The 13,898-nt window shown below is 52.7% G+C and carries 14 protein-coding genes; 3 read left to right on the top strand and 11 right to left on the bottom strand.

Annotation, left to right across the window (positions count from 1 at the left end):
* Positions 1-29: 29 nt before the first annotated feature.
* From NSU14_RS09790 to NSU14_RS09780, 3 genes are all read right to left on the bottom strand, one after another.
* On the bottom strand, positions 30-398 hold the full coding sequence (locus NSU14_RS09790; RefSeq protein WP_042138530.1) for a winged helix-turn-helix transcriptional regulator: 369 nt from the start codon (positions 396-398) through the stop codon (positions 30-32).
* A gap of 77 nt (positions 399-475) precedes the next feature.
* The gene (locus NSU14_RS09785) at positions 476-1,222 is read right to left on the bottom strand and encodes a hypothetical protein (protein ID WP_156118668.1); all 747 of its coding nucleotides are present in this window, start codon (positions 1,220-1,222) and stop codon (positions 476-478) included.
* A gap of 35 nt (positions 1,223-1,257) precedes the next feature.
* A complete protein-coding gene (locus tag NSU14_RS09780; RefSeq protein WP_039309205.1) occupies positions 1,258-1,710 on the bottom strand; it encodes a flavodoxin in 453 nt (150 codons plus the stop codon).
* Positions 1,711-1,801: 91 nt separating this feature from the next.
* Here NSU14_RS09780 and NSU14_RS09775 point away from each other — a divergent pair, with 91 nt between their 5' ends.
* Complete coding sequence (locus NSU14_RS09775) at positions 1,802-2,098, top strand: hypothetical protein (RefSeq protein WP_340944456.1); 297 nt, start codon at positions 1,802-1,804, stop codon at positions 2,096-2,098.
* Here NSU14_RS09775 and NSU14_RS09770 read toward each other — a convergent pair.
* The 3 genes from NSU14_RS09770 to NSU14_RS09760 form a co-directional block, all read right to left on the bottom strand.
* Positions 2,073-2,438, bottom strand: coding sequence for a VOC family protein (locus tag NSU14_RS09770; protein ID WP_042138533.1), 366 nt, complete (start codon positions 2,436-2,438; stop codon positions 2,073-2,075). The two genes, NSU14_RS09775 and NSU14_RS09770, sit on opposite strands and share 26 nt — an antisense overlap.
* A gap of 110 nt (positions 2,439-2,548) precedes the next feature.
* Positions 2,549-3,421, bottom strand: coding sequence for an AraC family transcriptional regulator (locus tag NSU14_RS09765; protein WP_340944454.1), 873 nt, complete (start codon positions 3,419-3,421; stop codon positions 2,549-2,551).
* Between the two features lie 54 nt (positions 3,422-3,475).
* The gene (locus NSU14_RS09760) at positions 3,476-3,985 is read right to left on the bottom strand and encodes a hypothetical protein (RefSeq protein WP_076243322.1); all 510 of its coding nucleotides are present in this window, start codon (positions 3,983-3,985) and stop codon (positions 3,476-3,478) included.
* 161 nt (positions 3,986-4,146) lie between these two features.
* Between NSU14_RS09760 and NSU14_RS09755 the strand changes: the two genes are divergently transcribed.
* Complete coding sequence (locus NSU14_RS09755) at positions 4,147-5,010, top strand: class I SAM-dependent methyltransferase (protein WP_042138537.1); 864 nt, start codon at positions 4,147-4,149, stop codon at positions 5,008-5,010.
* Between the two features lie 3 nt (positions 5,011-5,013).
* Positions 5,014-5,760 (top strand): RluA family pseudouridine synthase, encoded by a 747-nt coding sequence (locus NSU14_RS09750; RefSeq protein WP_076243323.1) that lies wholly within the window; start codon positions 5,014-5,016, stop codon positions 5,758-5,760.
* A 55-nt stretch (positions 5,761-5,815) separates the two neighbouring features.
* Here the strand turns inward: NSU14_RS09750 and NSU14_RS09745 are convergent, their stop codons facing one another.
* The 5 genes from NSU14_RS09745 to NSU14_RS09725 all read right to left on the bottom strand — a co-directional run bounded on the left by NSU14_RS09745 (position 5,816) and on the right by NSU14_RS09725 (position 13,871).
* Positions 5,816-6,253 carry a MarR family winged helix-turn-helix transcriptional regulator gene (locus NSU14_RS09745; RefSeq protein WP_039309191.1) on the bottom strand — a complete coding sequence of 146 codons (438 nt, stop codon included), beginning with the start codon at positions 6,251-6,253 and terminating at the stop codon, positions 5,816-5,818.
* 547 nt (positions 6,254-6,800) lie between these two features.
* A complete protein-coding gene (gene gyrA, locus NSU14_RS09740; RefSeq protein ID WP_340944449.1) occupies positions 6,801-9,242 on the bottom strand; it encodes a DNA gyrase subunit A in 2,442 nt (813 codons plus the stop codon).
* A gap of 611 nt (positions 9,243-9,853) precedes the next feature.
* Positions 9,854-11,836, bottom strand: a complete 1,983-nt coding sequence (gene parE / locus NSU14_RS09735) for a DNA topoisomerase IV subunit B (RefSeq protein ID WP_042138544.1) — start codon at positions 11,834-11,836, stop codon at positions 9,854-9,856.
* Positions 11,837-11,908: 72 nt separating this feature from the next.
* Complete coding sequence (locus tag NSU14_RS09730) at positions 11,909-12,898, bottom strand: ABC transporter permease (RefSeq protein WP_340944446.1); 990 nt, start codon at positions 12,896-12,898, stop codon at positions 11,909-11,911.
* The gene (locus NSU14_RS09725) at positions 12,891-13,871 is read right to left on the bottom strand and encodes an ABC transporter ATP-binding protein (RefSeq protein WP_256703800.1); all 981 of its coding nucleotides are present in this window, start codon (positions 13,869-13,871) and stop codon (positions 12,891-12,893) included. Before NSU14_RS09725 ends, NSU14_RS09730 begins: the two co-directional genes overlap by 8 nt.
* Positions 13,872-13,898 lie beyond the last annotated feature (27 nt).

Here is a 13,898-nt window from a genome sequence, read left to right as displayed (position 1 = left end):
CGGTCTCTGAAATTCAGAGACCGGCTGTTCTATTCTTCCTTCTGCGGTTGAGAGAGCACGACTGCCGTGTCTCCGTACACTCTATCGACATGGGTATCGCCCCATCTGCACATCAGATGCAGAATCTCCTTGAGGCTCCAGCCGTAGTCGGTCAGCTCATACTCCACTCTGGGAGGCACCACATTATACGAGGTTCTTGTGATCACTCCGTCCGCTTCCAGCTCCCGCAATTGCTGCGTCAGCACCTTCTGTGTAATGAACGGCATTTGGCTGATGAACTCCCCGTTGCGCTTCTTCCCAAAGGTGAGCAAGAACAAAATGACCGGCTTCCACTTGCCCCCAATCACTTCGAGTGTCGCTTCCACTCCGGTGTTGTAGGTTCTAATTCCTTCAGACATAAGCCAAGGACACCTCCTGTGGCTTAACCATATCTTCTTTGAACGCCCCCTGCAAGGATTACGCCGAAGTTCCCGTTCTACATCAGCCCGTATCCGCGAAGGATAGGCTCATCCCGGTCATTGCGGCGGCTGCCGTATTTCATGCAGCCTTCCGCATGCTCTTCCCGTTCCAGGAACACAGACAGCAGGCGCACATAGTCGAGCGACTCCTGAAGCGGGATACCTGCTCCGTCAAAGATGTGCCGCCGTCCATCCAGAAGCGAATAGATTCCGATCGTTTCTGCCGGTTTCCCGTAGGCCTGATGACAGAAGACGCTGGCCATATGCAGAAATCCGGTGATGACATCTTCATTCCCGCTCACCATGAATTTCTGGATATTCAGACAACGCCCCTCCTGCCACGAGCTCCAGGCGAGCTGAAAAATCATCGCCAGTTCAATTTCAAGCTCCGGCACAGGAACATGCCACTGTTCATACAGCATCACCGGAATCTCTCCGGTGTGATTGCCGGCAACAATCCGCATCAGCTCATCGGCAACCGCTTGCTTGATATCCCAATAATGCATCAGGGAAGGAAAAGCATGACCCTTCGGCGGCCAGCGGCGCTCCAGCAGAAATTGCACAGGCGTCTCCCGGCGCACCTCAGGCTGCAGACTGTAGAAGTCATTAAGCGTATGTCCGACCGCGTACTGGACCTGCTGTCTCCAGCGGGGAACTCCCTTGGCCGGAGCTCCGCTGCCGTTCATCTCCGCTCCGCCCAGCATGATATGCTCCATCCGGAAATCATTCAGCCGGCTGTAGCGGACAGTCCCTGCATCCTGCATCTTTCCTGCGAAGCATCCTGCCCCGGCGCCCATCCTTAAGAAACCGCCGCGCAGGTCTCGATGAACTGGCGTCCGAAGCTGCGGCAGGCGTCTTTCTCTGCTGCGTTCGGCCCGTACTCAATCTTCAGGCTGGCCTGTACGATCTCGGCACCGCGTTCCTTCAGCTTCTCTTCAATCTGATCAACCGCTCCGCAGTAGATTTCATAACCAGTATCTCCGCTTCCGAAGGCGGCAGCCTTGCAGGAGCTGAGGTCGAGCTCATCCATCTCTTCATAGAAGTCAAGGAATTCATCCGGCAGCTCGCCGTCCCCCCATGTATACGCACCCAGCAGTACAGCCTCGTAAGCCTTTATCTCATCCGCATTGCAGTCAGTGACCGATTTCAGTACGGCCTCTCCGCCTGCCTGGCGTATTCCTTCCACAATCAATTCAGCGATTTCCTCCGTATTGCCTGTCAGGCTGGCATATGCCACTAGCACCTTAGCCATCACTCTGTCCTCCCAAGGTAAATATGAAATGTATTCTGTATAGTTCATCTCAAAAGGCAACCATGTTTTACTAATCTCATTCTATTTGATAATGATTATCATTGTCAATATTTTAAAAGCTGGCCGCTCCGGGAAATTAGGCAAACTTGTCCCCGATAACAGAAGCAGCGGCAATGCCGGACTTGAACTGCTGTCCGGCATTGCCGCTGATCTTTATCCATATTTTCAGATGAAATGCATAGAAGAATGCCAAACCTATTCACCTTTGCCGTCCGAACAAATTTCGATAAGATTCCCCTCCGGATCAGCGATAAAACAGATTCGCAGTCCATACGGTTCAGTTGTACTCCACCGCAAATGGATTAATATCCACCTTCCAGCAGGGTAATGCCGTTGCCGTCCGGATCACGGAAATTCATTTCTTTCCCGCCGTATTCCATCGTTACCGGAGGCTGACAATCCAGTCCTTTCCCCTTCAGCTGCTCATAAGTTTCGTCCAGGCTGCTGCAGGAGAACACCAGATTCACGGCTCCCGTCGTGAGCTTCTCCCACTTGCTCTCATCCCATATAATGATCCCCGGCTGGCTGCGGTCGAAACCAATCTTCGCCCCGTCATACTGGCCATAGCCTTCAAACGGAATAGGGACTCCCAGTACCTCGGAATAGAATGCCGCGAGCGCCGCCGGGTCCTTGCTGTACAGATTGATACCGTCAAAACTTGTAATCATAACTTAAATCTCCTTCCGCTCAATAGCTGTAGTATGATCCGGCTGTGGTTAGCCTGTCTGACCTCATTGTACTTCTGCCCTGCCGGGATTGTATTGCAAAAAAACGACATTCAGTTCCGCGCATAGCTCAGCGCATCCAGCGGTGTTCTGCCGGCAAATTTCCGGAAATTGTTGATGAAATGCGATTGGTGGCTGTAGCCGTAAGCAAATACAATATCCTGCAGCCCGCCTCTGTGCAGCGGTGTCCGGTACAGATCCAGCCAGACATTCTGGAAGCGGACAAGATCTGCCACTTTTTTGGGCGGAAGTCCGATATGCTGGCGGAACAGGCGTTCAAGCTGGCGGCTGCTGAAGCCTGAGCTAAGCTCCAGCTCCCCTGCACTCACCACCCCGCGGGACTTAAGCATCCTGTGGACAGCGTTCATCATCCCGTCACTGCTGCGGCCGGCATTCTCCAGCCTGCGCAGGAGGAACAATTCTGCCATGGCAATGCGTTCCGACATCGTTTGTGTCCCCCGCAGCTTGTCTCCCAGCTCCCTGCGGAAGGAACGGAAATATTGCTCCACCGGAACGTGGACATTCAGCACATCCTGCAGCTGCTCATCTGCAAACAGATGAACCGCCCAGAAATGAAAACGGATAGCGAAACGCTGTCTCCCCGCAGGCTGCCGGGCTTGTCCCGCCTCAAACGGGGTGTCATTAATGCCGCAAAATATTCCGTCAGCCTCCCCTGTACGCTCATCCCATTCCCATATGATATCCATACAACTGTCCGGTATGATCGTTTCCGTCCGCTTACTTATATCTGCTCCGTTATGCCCTTGTGCAATTTCAACGGATTGCGCTTCCTGCTGCTCACCCGGCGGCGGTACAGTCCCCCAGAAACAGCGGATGTACGGCTCCAGCAGCCTGCCGGGCAGATACTCGCCGCCCCCGGCCGGGTTCGCGGTGATCGGGTAATACAGCTCCGAGAGGTTGAACATAACATCCGGCCTCACCTTCGTAATGCTTAGGCAGCAGAGGACGGAATTAGCCGTTCATCTGCGCCTAAGCTCATATATTTTATAACCGCCTGTAGTAACTTCATTATTTGGTTTGATCTTGTCATGAAGCCTGATATCTTCAGAGAACTGTTTACTAATTCCGCTGGCCGTATAAGATATGTTCATATGCAGCACCGACCGTCCGGTAAGTCTCAGATCTTCAATAACGCCTCCGCCTTCTATAGGCATTACATCACTTACAATGAATGGCTTGCTTGAAGCTAAATCGATAACTTCGACCCCGTCAATGGCTCCATTAAGTATCACATTATCAACCATAGTATCACCGCCGGTCAGCTCCAGAAACCAGCCTCCGGCCAAATAGACAGCATGAGGCGCTGCGGCCAGATTTATATTTTGTACGGAGAAATCCTCTGTAACGACATCTATCCGGTATTCTTCAAGCCCGCTGTGCAGTGTAATCTGATCATACACAATCAGTGCAAGAAGTGCCAGCAGTACTACCAGCCCGATCACCCTGTACTTTACCTTAGTAATTTTCATGGTTCAGCCTGCTCTCCTATACTTTTTTTGGTAATATTATACACCGGCGAACTCTTGGCTAAAATGAGAATAGTCGCAGCTTTGCAACCATTATGTTTGTAGCAGCGTGCTTATATGTTGTACAATAAAGGCTAAATGACTTTTTGAAGGATGGATTAATAATGTATTTAGCAAGTGACTGGAAGGACTATGAAGTGATTGATACCGGAGGCGGAGAGAAGCTAGAACGCTGGGGCGATATTATGCTGCGCCGCCCGGACCCGCAGATCATCTGGCCGCTGGCCAGCGAGAGTGCCAAATGGCGTGATGTTCACGGACACTATCACCGAAGTTCCGCCGGGGGCGGACAATGGGAAATGAAGAAAAGCATTCCGGATGACTGGAAAATCGCCTACGGCAAGCTGAAGTTCCATCTCCGTCCAACGAACTTTAAGCACACGGGTCTCTTCCCTGAGCAGGCAGCCAACTGGCGCTGGATGATGGACAAGATCGCTGCGGCTAACCGCCCGATTTCCGTGCTTAACCTGTTCGCATATACCGGCGGAGCAACCGTTGCAGCGGCAAGTGCCGGAGCTTCCGTAGTTCATGTCGATGCCGCTAAGGGCATGGTTCAGTGGGCGAAGGAGAATGTAGCCTTGTCCGGGCTTGCCGACAAGCCGGTCCGCTACATTACAGATGATGTGTTCAAGTTCGTGCAGCGTGAACAGCGCCGCGGCAGCAAATATGATGCAATTATCATGGACCCGCCTTCCTATGGAAGAGGCCCGGGCGGTGAAATGTGGAAGCTCGAAGCCAGTCTCTATCCGTTCCTGGAGAGCTGCATGGAGATTATGAGCGACCGGCCTTTGTTCATGCTGATTAACTCTTACACAACGGGCATTTCGCCTACCGTACTGCGCAATATGCTGTCAATGACCATGGGCAAGCGCTACGGCGGCAAGCTTACCTCCGGTGAGATCGGACTGCCGATTACATCCTCCGGCATGAATCTGCCTTGCGGAATTCTGGGCCGCTGGGAGGCGTAAGCCATGACCGCGCAGAACAACGAAACAACCGGGAAGTCCGGCAGCGGACAGTCCCGGTTCGAGATTTTATATGAGGACAACCATCTTCTGGGCATCGTGAAGCCCGTTAACATTCCGGTGCAGGAGGATGCTACAGGCGATGCGGATCTGCTGACCCTGCTGAAGGAAGATGTTAAGGAACGTTACGCCAAGCCGGGGAATGTCTTCATGGGCCTCGTTCACCGGCTGGACCGGCCTGTAGGCGGCGCGATGATCTTCGCCAAGACCTCGAAGGCAGCCTCGCGGCTGTCTGAGAGCGTCCGCACCCACGCCTTCCACAAGGTGTACCTGACCGTCGTTCATGGCAAACCCCCTGCATCCCAGGGACGGCTGATTAATACGCTGCTGAAGGATGAGCGGAGCAACACGGTCAGTATTGTCCGCCCAGGAACACCGGGCGGCAAGGAAGCGATTCTCGATTATACGGTACTCGGCAGCGCTGAGGGCTACACCCTGCTCAAGATCGATCTGCTTACCGGACGCTCCCACCAGATCCGCGTACAGCTGAGCGGCATCGGCTGCCCGCTGTACGGAGATCAGAAGTATGGTGCCGCAGTGAACAGACCCGGACAGCAGATTGCGCTGTGGTCAGCACTGGTCGGGTTCCCGCATCCGGTGACCAAAGAGGAAGTTGAATTAATCTCCCTGCCTCCACAGACCCATCCCTGGAATCTGTGGACCCCGCAGAACCAAAAGCAGGCTATCCGGTAACGGACAGCCTGCTTTTGTGTGTATGCATATATATGAGGTCAACACTGGACATCTATTAAGGAGTCGAACCTTCCGGTGCCGGAGCGGGAGCTACCGCCATCTTCCCCATCAGATAGAGCAGCAGCTGCTGGTTATGAGATGAAATGGGATCAAGCGCTTCGGCAAAAAAATCACTGCGGATCTTCAGTCCGCGCGAGGTCTCGTTCTTGCCTGTCTCGGTGATGCTCACCCAGACGATCCGCCTGTCGGAGGCATCTCGTTCACGGATAATGAGATTATGCTTCTCCATCCGGTCAAGCAGCATAGTTACAGCCGCCGGGCTGGTGGCCAGATGCGGAGCCAAATCAGAAGGTTTCATCGCGTCACGTTCCTGCAGCAATTCCAGTACGGTAAGCTGGGCATCGGTCAGTGTAGGGGCAAGCTTGCTATCCATATGTAGCTTATAGTCCTTTAATATCTTATGCCAGATTTTACTGAATTCAGTGGAGTGCACACTTATTCCTTCCTTTCCCTGCGGATCTCTATCCGGTATACCTAAACATTTTCGCGAAAAAAATTCCATTTCCTGCAAAAGAAAAAAATAAAATCACGGGCGCTAGTGAATTTGAGGTATGTACTTACAGATTTCTTAATGAACCCGCTGTTTGTGGTGGAGATGGAGTGACTGCTGGTTTAACGAAAACTCCGCACCAATTCCTGCATGAAATACAACATTCCCCTTATGATTTCGGCCTTAAATCTAGAATTGTTGTATAAAAGGCAGCATTCCCCATCTATAAAGAACCTTAGCGGGGGTTATTCTTGTATTTCATACAACAATACCTATGCATACACTGGTATCCATGAATCAAAGTTGTAATACCTGCAACATTAGGCATTCTATACACTACTTGACGTGACTCGGAGCGAACCGTGTAATTCTCCGCTGCCTGACCATACTTGTAAATCCCGCTAATACAAATAAACGGCGTTCGGAGCTCTGTAGACCAGAGCAGCCGAACGCCGTTTGAATTATTTAATATTCTAAGCTTCTGCCCCGGCTATTTAACTGCGGGGTACAGGCTGATGATCTCATCCTTCTTCTCGACAGCAACCAGCTGCTTGCCGATGGAACGGCGCTCACCAAGCGGTGCCGATTCGGAGGAGAAGGCATGAACCGCACCGCTCTGGGTGATGGCGGTCAGCTCCAGGGGCTCCTTGCAGTAGAAGGCCCCCACAAGCCTGCTGCCATTCGGGCGAACCCGTTTGCCTTCTTTGAACTCGAATGTCGGCATCCCTTTGCCTCCGCGGCTCTGGGAAGGGTAATCCAGCAGCAGAGAGCGTTTGGCGTAGCCAATCTCGGTAACCGCAAGAATCTCCCCTTCGTCCTCACTGACCCAGAAGCTGGAGACGACCTCGTCGCCTTCTCGCAGCTGAATCCCTCTTACCCCTGTGGCCACACGGCCCATAGGGTTGACTTCACTCTCCCGGAAGCGGATGCTCATCCCTTCACGGGTCACAAGCACGATGTCCTTGTCTCCGCTGCTCAGCGCCACTGTAATGATCTCATCACCGTCAGCTACCTTACAGGCGGCCACGGCTCCGGAACGGCTTGTAGAGTACTCCTTGAGCTCTGTACGCTTCACCTGTCCCTTACGGGTGACAAAGACCAGACTTGCCAGCGGGTCCTCCAGGTTGCCGACCGGCAGCACACTGACAATGCCATCGCCCTTGGCGAGGCCGATCACGTTCACGATCGCGGTACCAGGCTCCTTCCATTTAAATTCCGGTATCTGATGAACCGGAAGCAGGAAGTATTGGCCCTTGCGCGTGAACACAAGCAGGCTGTCCCGGGTATTCAGGTCCAGCAGCCTGACGATATGGTCGCCGTCCTTGACACCCGATGAGTGGCGCTCTCCGCCTGAACGGGTGAAGGATGGCATGCCTGTCCGCTTGATATAGCCACCCTCTGAAATGGCGACCAGCACATCCTCCGCATTCACGAGAACCTCCATGCTGACCTTCAATTCCTCCACTTCACCCTGAATCAGTGAACGGCGGTCGATCCCGTATTTATCACGGATCTCCAGCAGCTCTTTGCGGATGACCGCAATCAGCTTCTTGTCACTGTCCAGAATGCCCTGCAGGACAGCAATCTTGGCATGCATCTCATCAAGCTCCTTCTGGAGCGAATGAATCTCCAGATTGGTTAACCGGTACAGCTGCAAGGTAAGGATGGAATCGGCCTGGCGTTCGCTGAAGCCGAACATCCACACGAGATTATTCTGGGCATCCTGGCGGTTCTTCGACGCCTTGATTGCGGCGATCACTTCATCCAGAATGTTCAGAGCCTTAACCAGCCCTTCCAGGACATGGGCCCGGTCCTCTGCCCGCTCCAGATCAAACTGGGTGCGGTGGGTAACCACTTCACGCTGATGGGCGATATAGGCTTCAAGGATCGACTTCAGGCCGAGCTGCTGCGGAGCCTTGTTAACGATGGCCACCATGTTGAAGTTGTAGGTGATCTGCAGATCGGTTTTTTTGAGCAGGTAGGCCAGAATACCATTCGCATCGGCTTCCTTCTTCAGCTCCACCACTATCCGCAGACCTTCACGGCCGCTCTCGTCGCGGACTTCGGCGATGCCTTCGATCTTCTTCTCCAGGCGGATATTCTCCATGGAGGTCACGAGCCGCGACTTCACAATCTGGAAGGGAACCTCGGTAATAACGATCTGCTGCTTGCCGCCGCGCAGGTTCTCAATCTCCGTCTTCGAGCGCAGATAGATGCGGCCTTTACCTGTACGGTACGCGTCCATAATGCCGTCGCCGCCCATAATCGTTCCGCCTGTAGGGAAGTCGGGACCTTTGATGAAGGTCATGATGTCCTCCAGTGCGATGTCCGGCTTCTGCATGACAGCGATACAGGCATCGATGACTTCACGCAGGTTATGCGGCGGAATTTCCGTGGCGAACCCGGCAGAGATCCCGCTTGTCCCGTTGACAAGCAGATTCGGATAACGGGATGGAACCACGACCGGCTCCTTTGCCGTATTATCGAAATTGTCCTTGAAAAGTACGGTGCGTTTTTCAATATCACGCATCATCTCCAAAGCGATTGGAGACAGGCGCGCTTCTGTATAACGCATAGCTGCTGCAGGGTCATCATCCATCGAACCCCAATTGCCGTGTCCGTCGACAAGCACATGTCCCATCTTCCAGGGCTGAGCCATCCGGACCATCCCGTCGTAGATCGAGGAGTCTCCATGAGGATGGTAGTTACCCATGACGTCACCGACTGTTTTGGCCGACTTGCGGTATGGCTTATCCGGCGTGTTGCCAGAGTCGTACATCGCATACAGAATCCGGCGCTGCACGGGCTTCAGCCCGTCGCGGACGTCCGGAATCGCCCGGTCCTGAATGATATATTTGGAATACCGGCCAAATCGGTCACCAACGACCTCTTCCAGAAAAGCCGGCAAAAATTGCTCTGATAAACTGCTCATTCACTTTTCACCTTCTGTTCCTCAATCTGTCCACGTTTGTAATGATTGATGATCTGACTGCTGCGCGCCTGGGATATTCGATTCGTATTGCCTCAAGGCTCTTAAGAATAAAACTTAACAAATCAGTGTTAAGCCGTAACTGCGGTGAGTTTTGGACTTCCGGCCGCTATTGTATTTAGATTTCTGATTCATACGCTTAATATAGATTGAACTTAAAATAATTCCAATGGGGATGTTGTTCATAACTGCGGTGGATATTTGGACTTTCGGCCGCTGTTGTCACCAGATTTCTTGATTGTTACCGCCTTTAGCGGTAGAAATCCGGTGACAAAGGCGGTCGCTGTCGCTCCTACAGTTCCAAAATCCCCCTCCGTTATTCTCATCTGTTATTCTCTTATTCAGTTCAAGCTATAGCGGATGAAATCTAAATACCAAAGCGGACGCTGACGCTCCTACAGTTCCAAACTCACACTCCGTTACTAACCACCTTATTTAGCTTCGCTTTATTCTAAAGTTCTGGCGGCAATCCGCGAATATCCCATTCGCTGTGCTTAAAACGATCATCAAAAAATTAAAAACAGCGGAAGTAATCGTCACTTCCCCACTAACCCCTACTCTACTATTTCTGTAAAGTCGACGTTCTCGACAATCCAGCGCTTACGCGGATCAACCTTGTCGCCCATCAGTGTGGAGACGCGGCGTTCCGCCTTGGCGGCATCCTCGATCTGCACCTGCAGCAGCGTGCGCGAATCCGGATTCATCGTTGTTTCCCACAGCTGATCAGGGTTCATCTCACCGAGTCCCTTGTACCGCTGCAGCTCGAAATTCTTACCGAATTCCTTCAGGTAATTCTGCAGCTCCTCATCGCTCCAGGCGTAGCGGACTGTTTCCAGCTTACCCGATTTACGCGTCAGCTTATACAGCGGCGGCTGGGCAATGAAGACCTTGCCGGCATCGATCAGAGGCTTCATATAGCGGTAAAAGAAGGTCAGCAGCAGCACCTGAATATGCGCACCGTCCGTATCGGCATCGGTCATAATGATAATTTTGGAATAATTGCTGTCTTCCACGGCAAAATCAGGACCAATGCCCGCACCAATCGCCGATATAATCGCCTTGTATTCATCGTTCTTCAAGATATCCAGCAGCTTGGCCTTCTCCGGATTCATCGGCTTCCCCTTCAGAGGAAGAATGGCCTGAATCTTCGAATCACGGCCCTGCTTGGCTGAGCCTCCGGCGGAGTCGCCTTCTACGATGAAGATTTCGGTACGCGTAACATCCTTGGATTGTGCAGGCGACAGCTTACCGCCAAGATTCGAGCTCTCGCTGCGTTTCTTGCCGCTGCGGATTTCATCGCGGGCTTTGCGGGCCGCTTCGCGCGCCTTGGACGCCTGGATCGATTTCTTCAGCAGGCTCTGCGCGACCTGGGGATTCTCCTCGAGGAAGCGCGCCATTTTCTCCGAGACAATAAAGTCCACGGCACTGCGTGCAGAAGCACTACCCAGCTGATCCTTCGTCTGTCCGACAAATTCCACATCCGACATCTTAATGCTGATAACCGCCATCATTCCCTCACGGAGATCATTACCCTCCAGATTCTTATCCTTCTCCTTAAGCAGCTGCGTCCGCCGGGCGTAGTCATTCAGCACACGGGTATAGGCTGTCTTGAAGCCGGTCTCATGCGTCCCGCCGCTGCGCGTAGGAATCGAGTTGACGAAAGAAGCAATGGTCTCCGTGTACCCCGCATTGTATTGCAGCGCAATTTCCACTTCAATCTCATCCTTCTCGGAGCTGAAATGAACCACATCATGCAAGACATCCTTGCCCTCATTGAGGAACTGTACAAACTGGCTCGCGCCGCCCTCATAAAAGAACTCATCCTGCCGTCCGCTCCGCTCATCGCTGAGGTTGATCCGCAGGCCCGAGTTCAGGAAGGCAATCTCCTGCACCCGTTCCGCGAGTGTGTCGTAATTCAGTGAAATGCCAGTCGGGAAGACGCGAATATCCGGCTTGAAGGTGATCTTCGAACCGGTCTTATTCGTATTCCCCAGTACCTCAAGGCCTGTCACAGGCTCGCCGACATGTTCTTTCCCGCTTTTGTCGACCCAATATTCGAAGCGTTGCCGGTGGATCTTGCCTTCACGGTAAATCTCCACTTCCAGCCACTCGGACAAAGCATTGGTTACTGATGCCCCTACGCCATGCAGACCGCCCGATTTCTTGTAGCCGGAGCCTCCGAATTTACCACCCGCATGCAGAATGGTGAAAACAACCTGCGGAGTCGGCACTCCCGTCTTGTGCATTCCGGTCGGAATCCCCCGTCCGTTGTCAATTACGGTGACCGATCCGTCCTTGCGGAGTGTAATATCAATCTTCGAGCAAAACTTGGCCAAATGCTCATCTACGGCATTGTCCACTATTTCCCATACTAAATGGTGCAGTCCCGAGGAACTCGTACTGCCAATATACATGCCGGGCCGTTTGCGGACCGCAACCAGACCTTCGAGCACCTGAATGTCGTCAGCATCGTATCCAGTCCGGCCCACTTCGGCGTTCTTAGAGACTTTTGCAAACATATCGATCTGTTCGAGCATTCATGCTCCTCCTTCTTGTGTCTTACTATCTCTATAAAATGCAAACAAACGTTTTCGTTCACTTTGTACATTCTAATTCAAAATATCCCGTTTCGTAAAGACGGCGAATGAAATGATTACTGCAGTCAGTCCCCAAATCGCCAATACCGCCATCGAAAATGCCAGTGTCATGCCCTCAATCGGTGCTGGAGTACCTGCTAAATACCCGGTAAGCTCCATATTAACCATAAATAAATATTTGGCCGCAGTCCAGGCAGAAGCCATATTCGTCAGGATCGTGCCTGCAATCAGCGCCGCCATCATCACCACTATACTGGCTGCCGTACTGCGTACCAGAACCGACACCATGAAAGCCAGCAGAGCAACAACTACGCTGACGAACCAGATCAAACCGCCCTGCATCAGCAGGTATTTCCATTGCGGCACAGCGTGAACCGTGGTCATATCGACCGTATCCCCGCTCAGCTGGAAGCCTGTGAACACCGGAACATTGAATCCTTTGTATCCAAAGGCCAGCCCCGACACCAGATAGCTGATGATAAAAGCAGACAGGACGATTAAGGAGACAAACATCATGAGGGCCGTCATTTTACTGAACAGCACCTTCCAGCGTTTGACCGGACGCGTCAGCAGCATCTTGATTGTTCCTGTCGTTCTCTCCCCGGAGACCAGATCCGAGGCCACCGCCATAATCAGCAGCGGAATGAACAGGGACACGGAATTGTCCAGAAATTCACGGGTAAAGGTAACGCCGCTCGGCTCGTTCGGATTCACATCGTGATCCAGATAATACTGCAGCTGCTGGACAAAAATCCGCCGGTACGACTTCCATTCTTCCGGAATCCGGTCGCTGCCGAGGGAGTTCTGGTTATCTGTAATCTGCTGCTGGACCTCCAGCCTCCAGTCAGAGTTAAACTTATCCCGGCTGCGTTCCGCTATACGCATCTGTGCATAGGTAAACATAGGCACAAGCACAAGCAGAATGAGCAGGATGACATAAAACCGTTTCTTTTTTATGATTTTGAGGCACTCATTGCGGATGAGCGGCAGCAGGTTAGTCAATAGTTTCACCTTCCGTTAGCTTCAAGAATAGCTGTTCCAGTGTAGGGTTGATTTTATGCACAGCCCGGACCTCAACCTCTCTAGTAACCAGTACGGCGACAATTTCCGGGATTAAATCCTCCTCCATAACCGTGATCAGGGAATTCACTCCCATGCCTGCGATAATGGAGTCGTCCAGTGTTACCTCATCCAGCTCCAGCAGATGGATATCCGGCCGGCCGTTTAATAGTTCTCTAGCCCGATTCAGCGGCTCCAGCTCCCACAGGACGTATGGAGAATTGCGGGCAACCAGCTCGTCCACACCGCCTACGGCGAGTACCCGCCCTTTACTGATGATCGCCACACGGTCGCACAGCAGCTGAATCTCGCTCAGCAGATGGCTGGAGACGAACACGGCAAGCCCTTCATCCGCCAGCTTGCGGATGAATTCGCGCAGCTCCTTGATGCCCTTCGGGTCCAGGCCGTTCGTCGGCTCATCCAGAATCAGCAGCCGTGGCCGGCCCAAAAGTGCCTGGGCAATGCCCAGCCGCTGCCGCATCCCCAGTGAATACGTACTTACCTTGTCATGAATACGCTGATCCAGCCGTACAATATCCACCACTTCGGCAATCCTCGCCTTGTCCACACCGGGCTGCATGCGGGCGAAATGCTGCAGGTTCTCCCAGCCTGTCAGATACGTATACACCTCGGGGTTTTCGACGATGGAGCCAACGTATTGCAATGCTTTTTCCGGGTCACGGTTCACATTATAGCCGCAGACGGTAATCGTGCCCTCACTTGGCCGGATCAGGTCAACCAGCATGCGGATTGTTGTGGTTTTGCCGGCCCCATTAGGACCGAGGAAGCCGAAAATCTCACCTTTCCGGACGTCAAACGTAACATCATCTATGATCCATTTACGGCCGATTTTTTTGCGGACCCCTTGTACGGACAGGACTACCTCCACGGAGGCTTCTTGCATTGGTTTAGCCATCTCTATACAACTCCTTGCTGCGGTCAT

Source organism: Paenibacillus sp. FSL R10-2771 (assembly GCF_038000205.1).
Taxonomy (GTDB): Bacteria; Bacillota; Bacilli; order Paenibacillales; family Paenibacillaceae; genus Paenibacillus_AQ; species Paenibacillus_AQ phytohabitans.
This window is presented reverse-complemented; position numbering and strand designations above follow the sequence as displayed.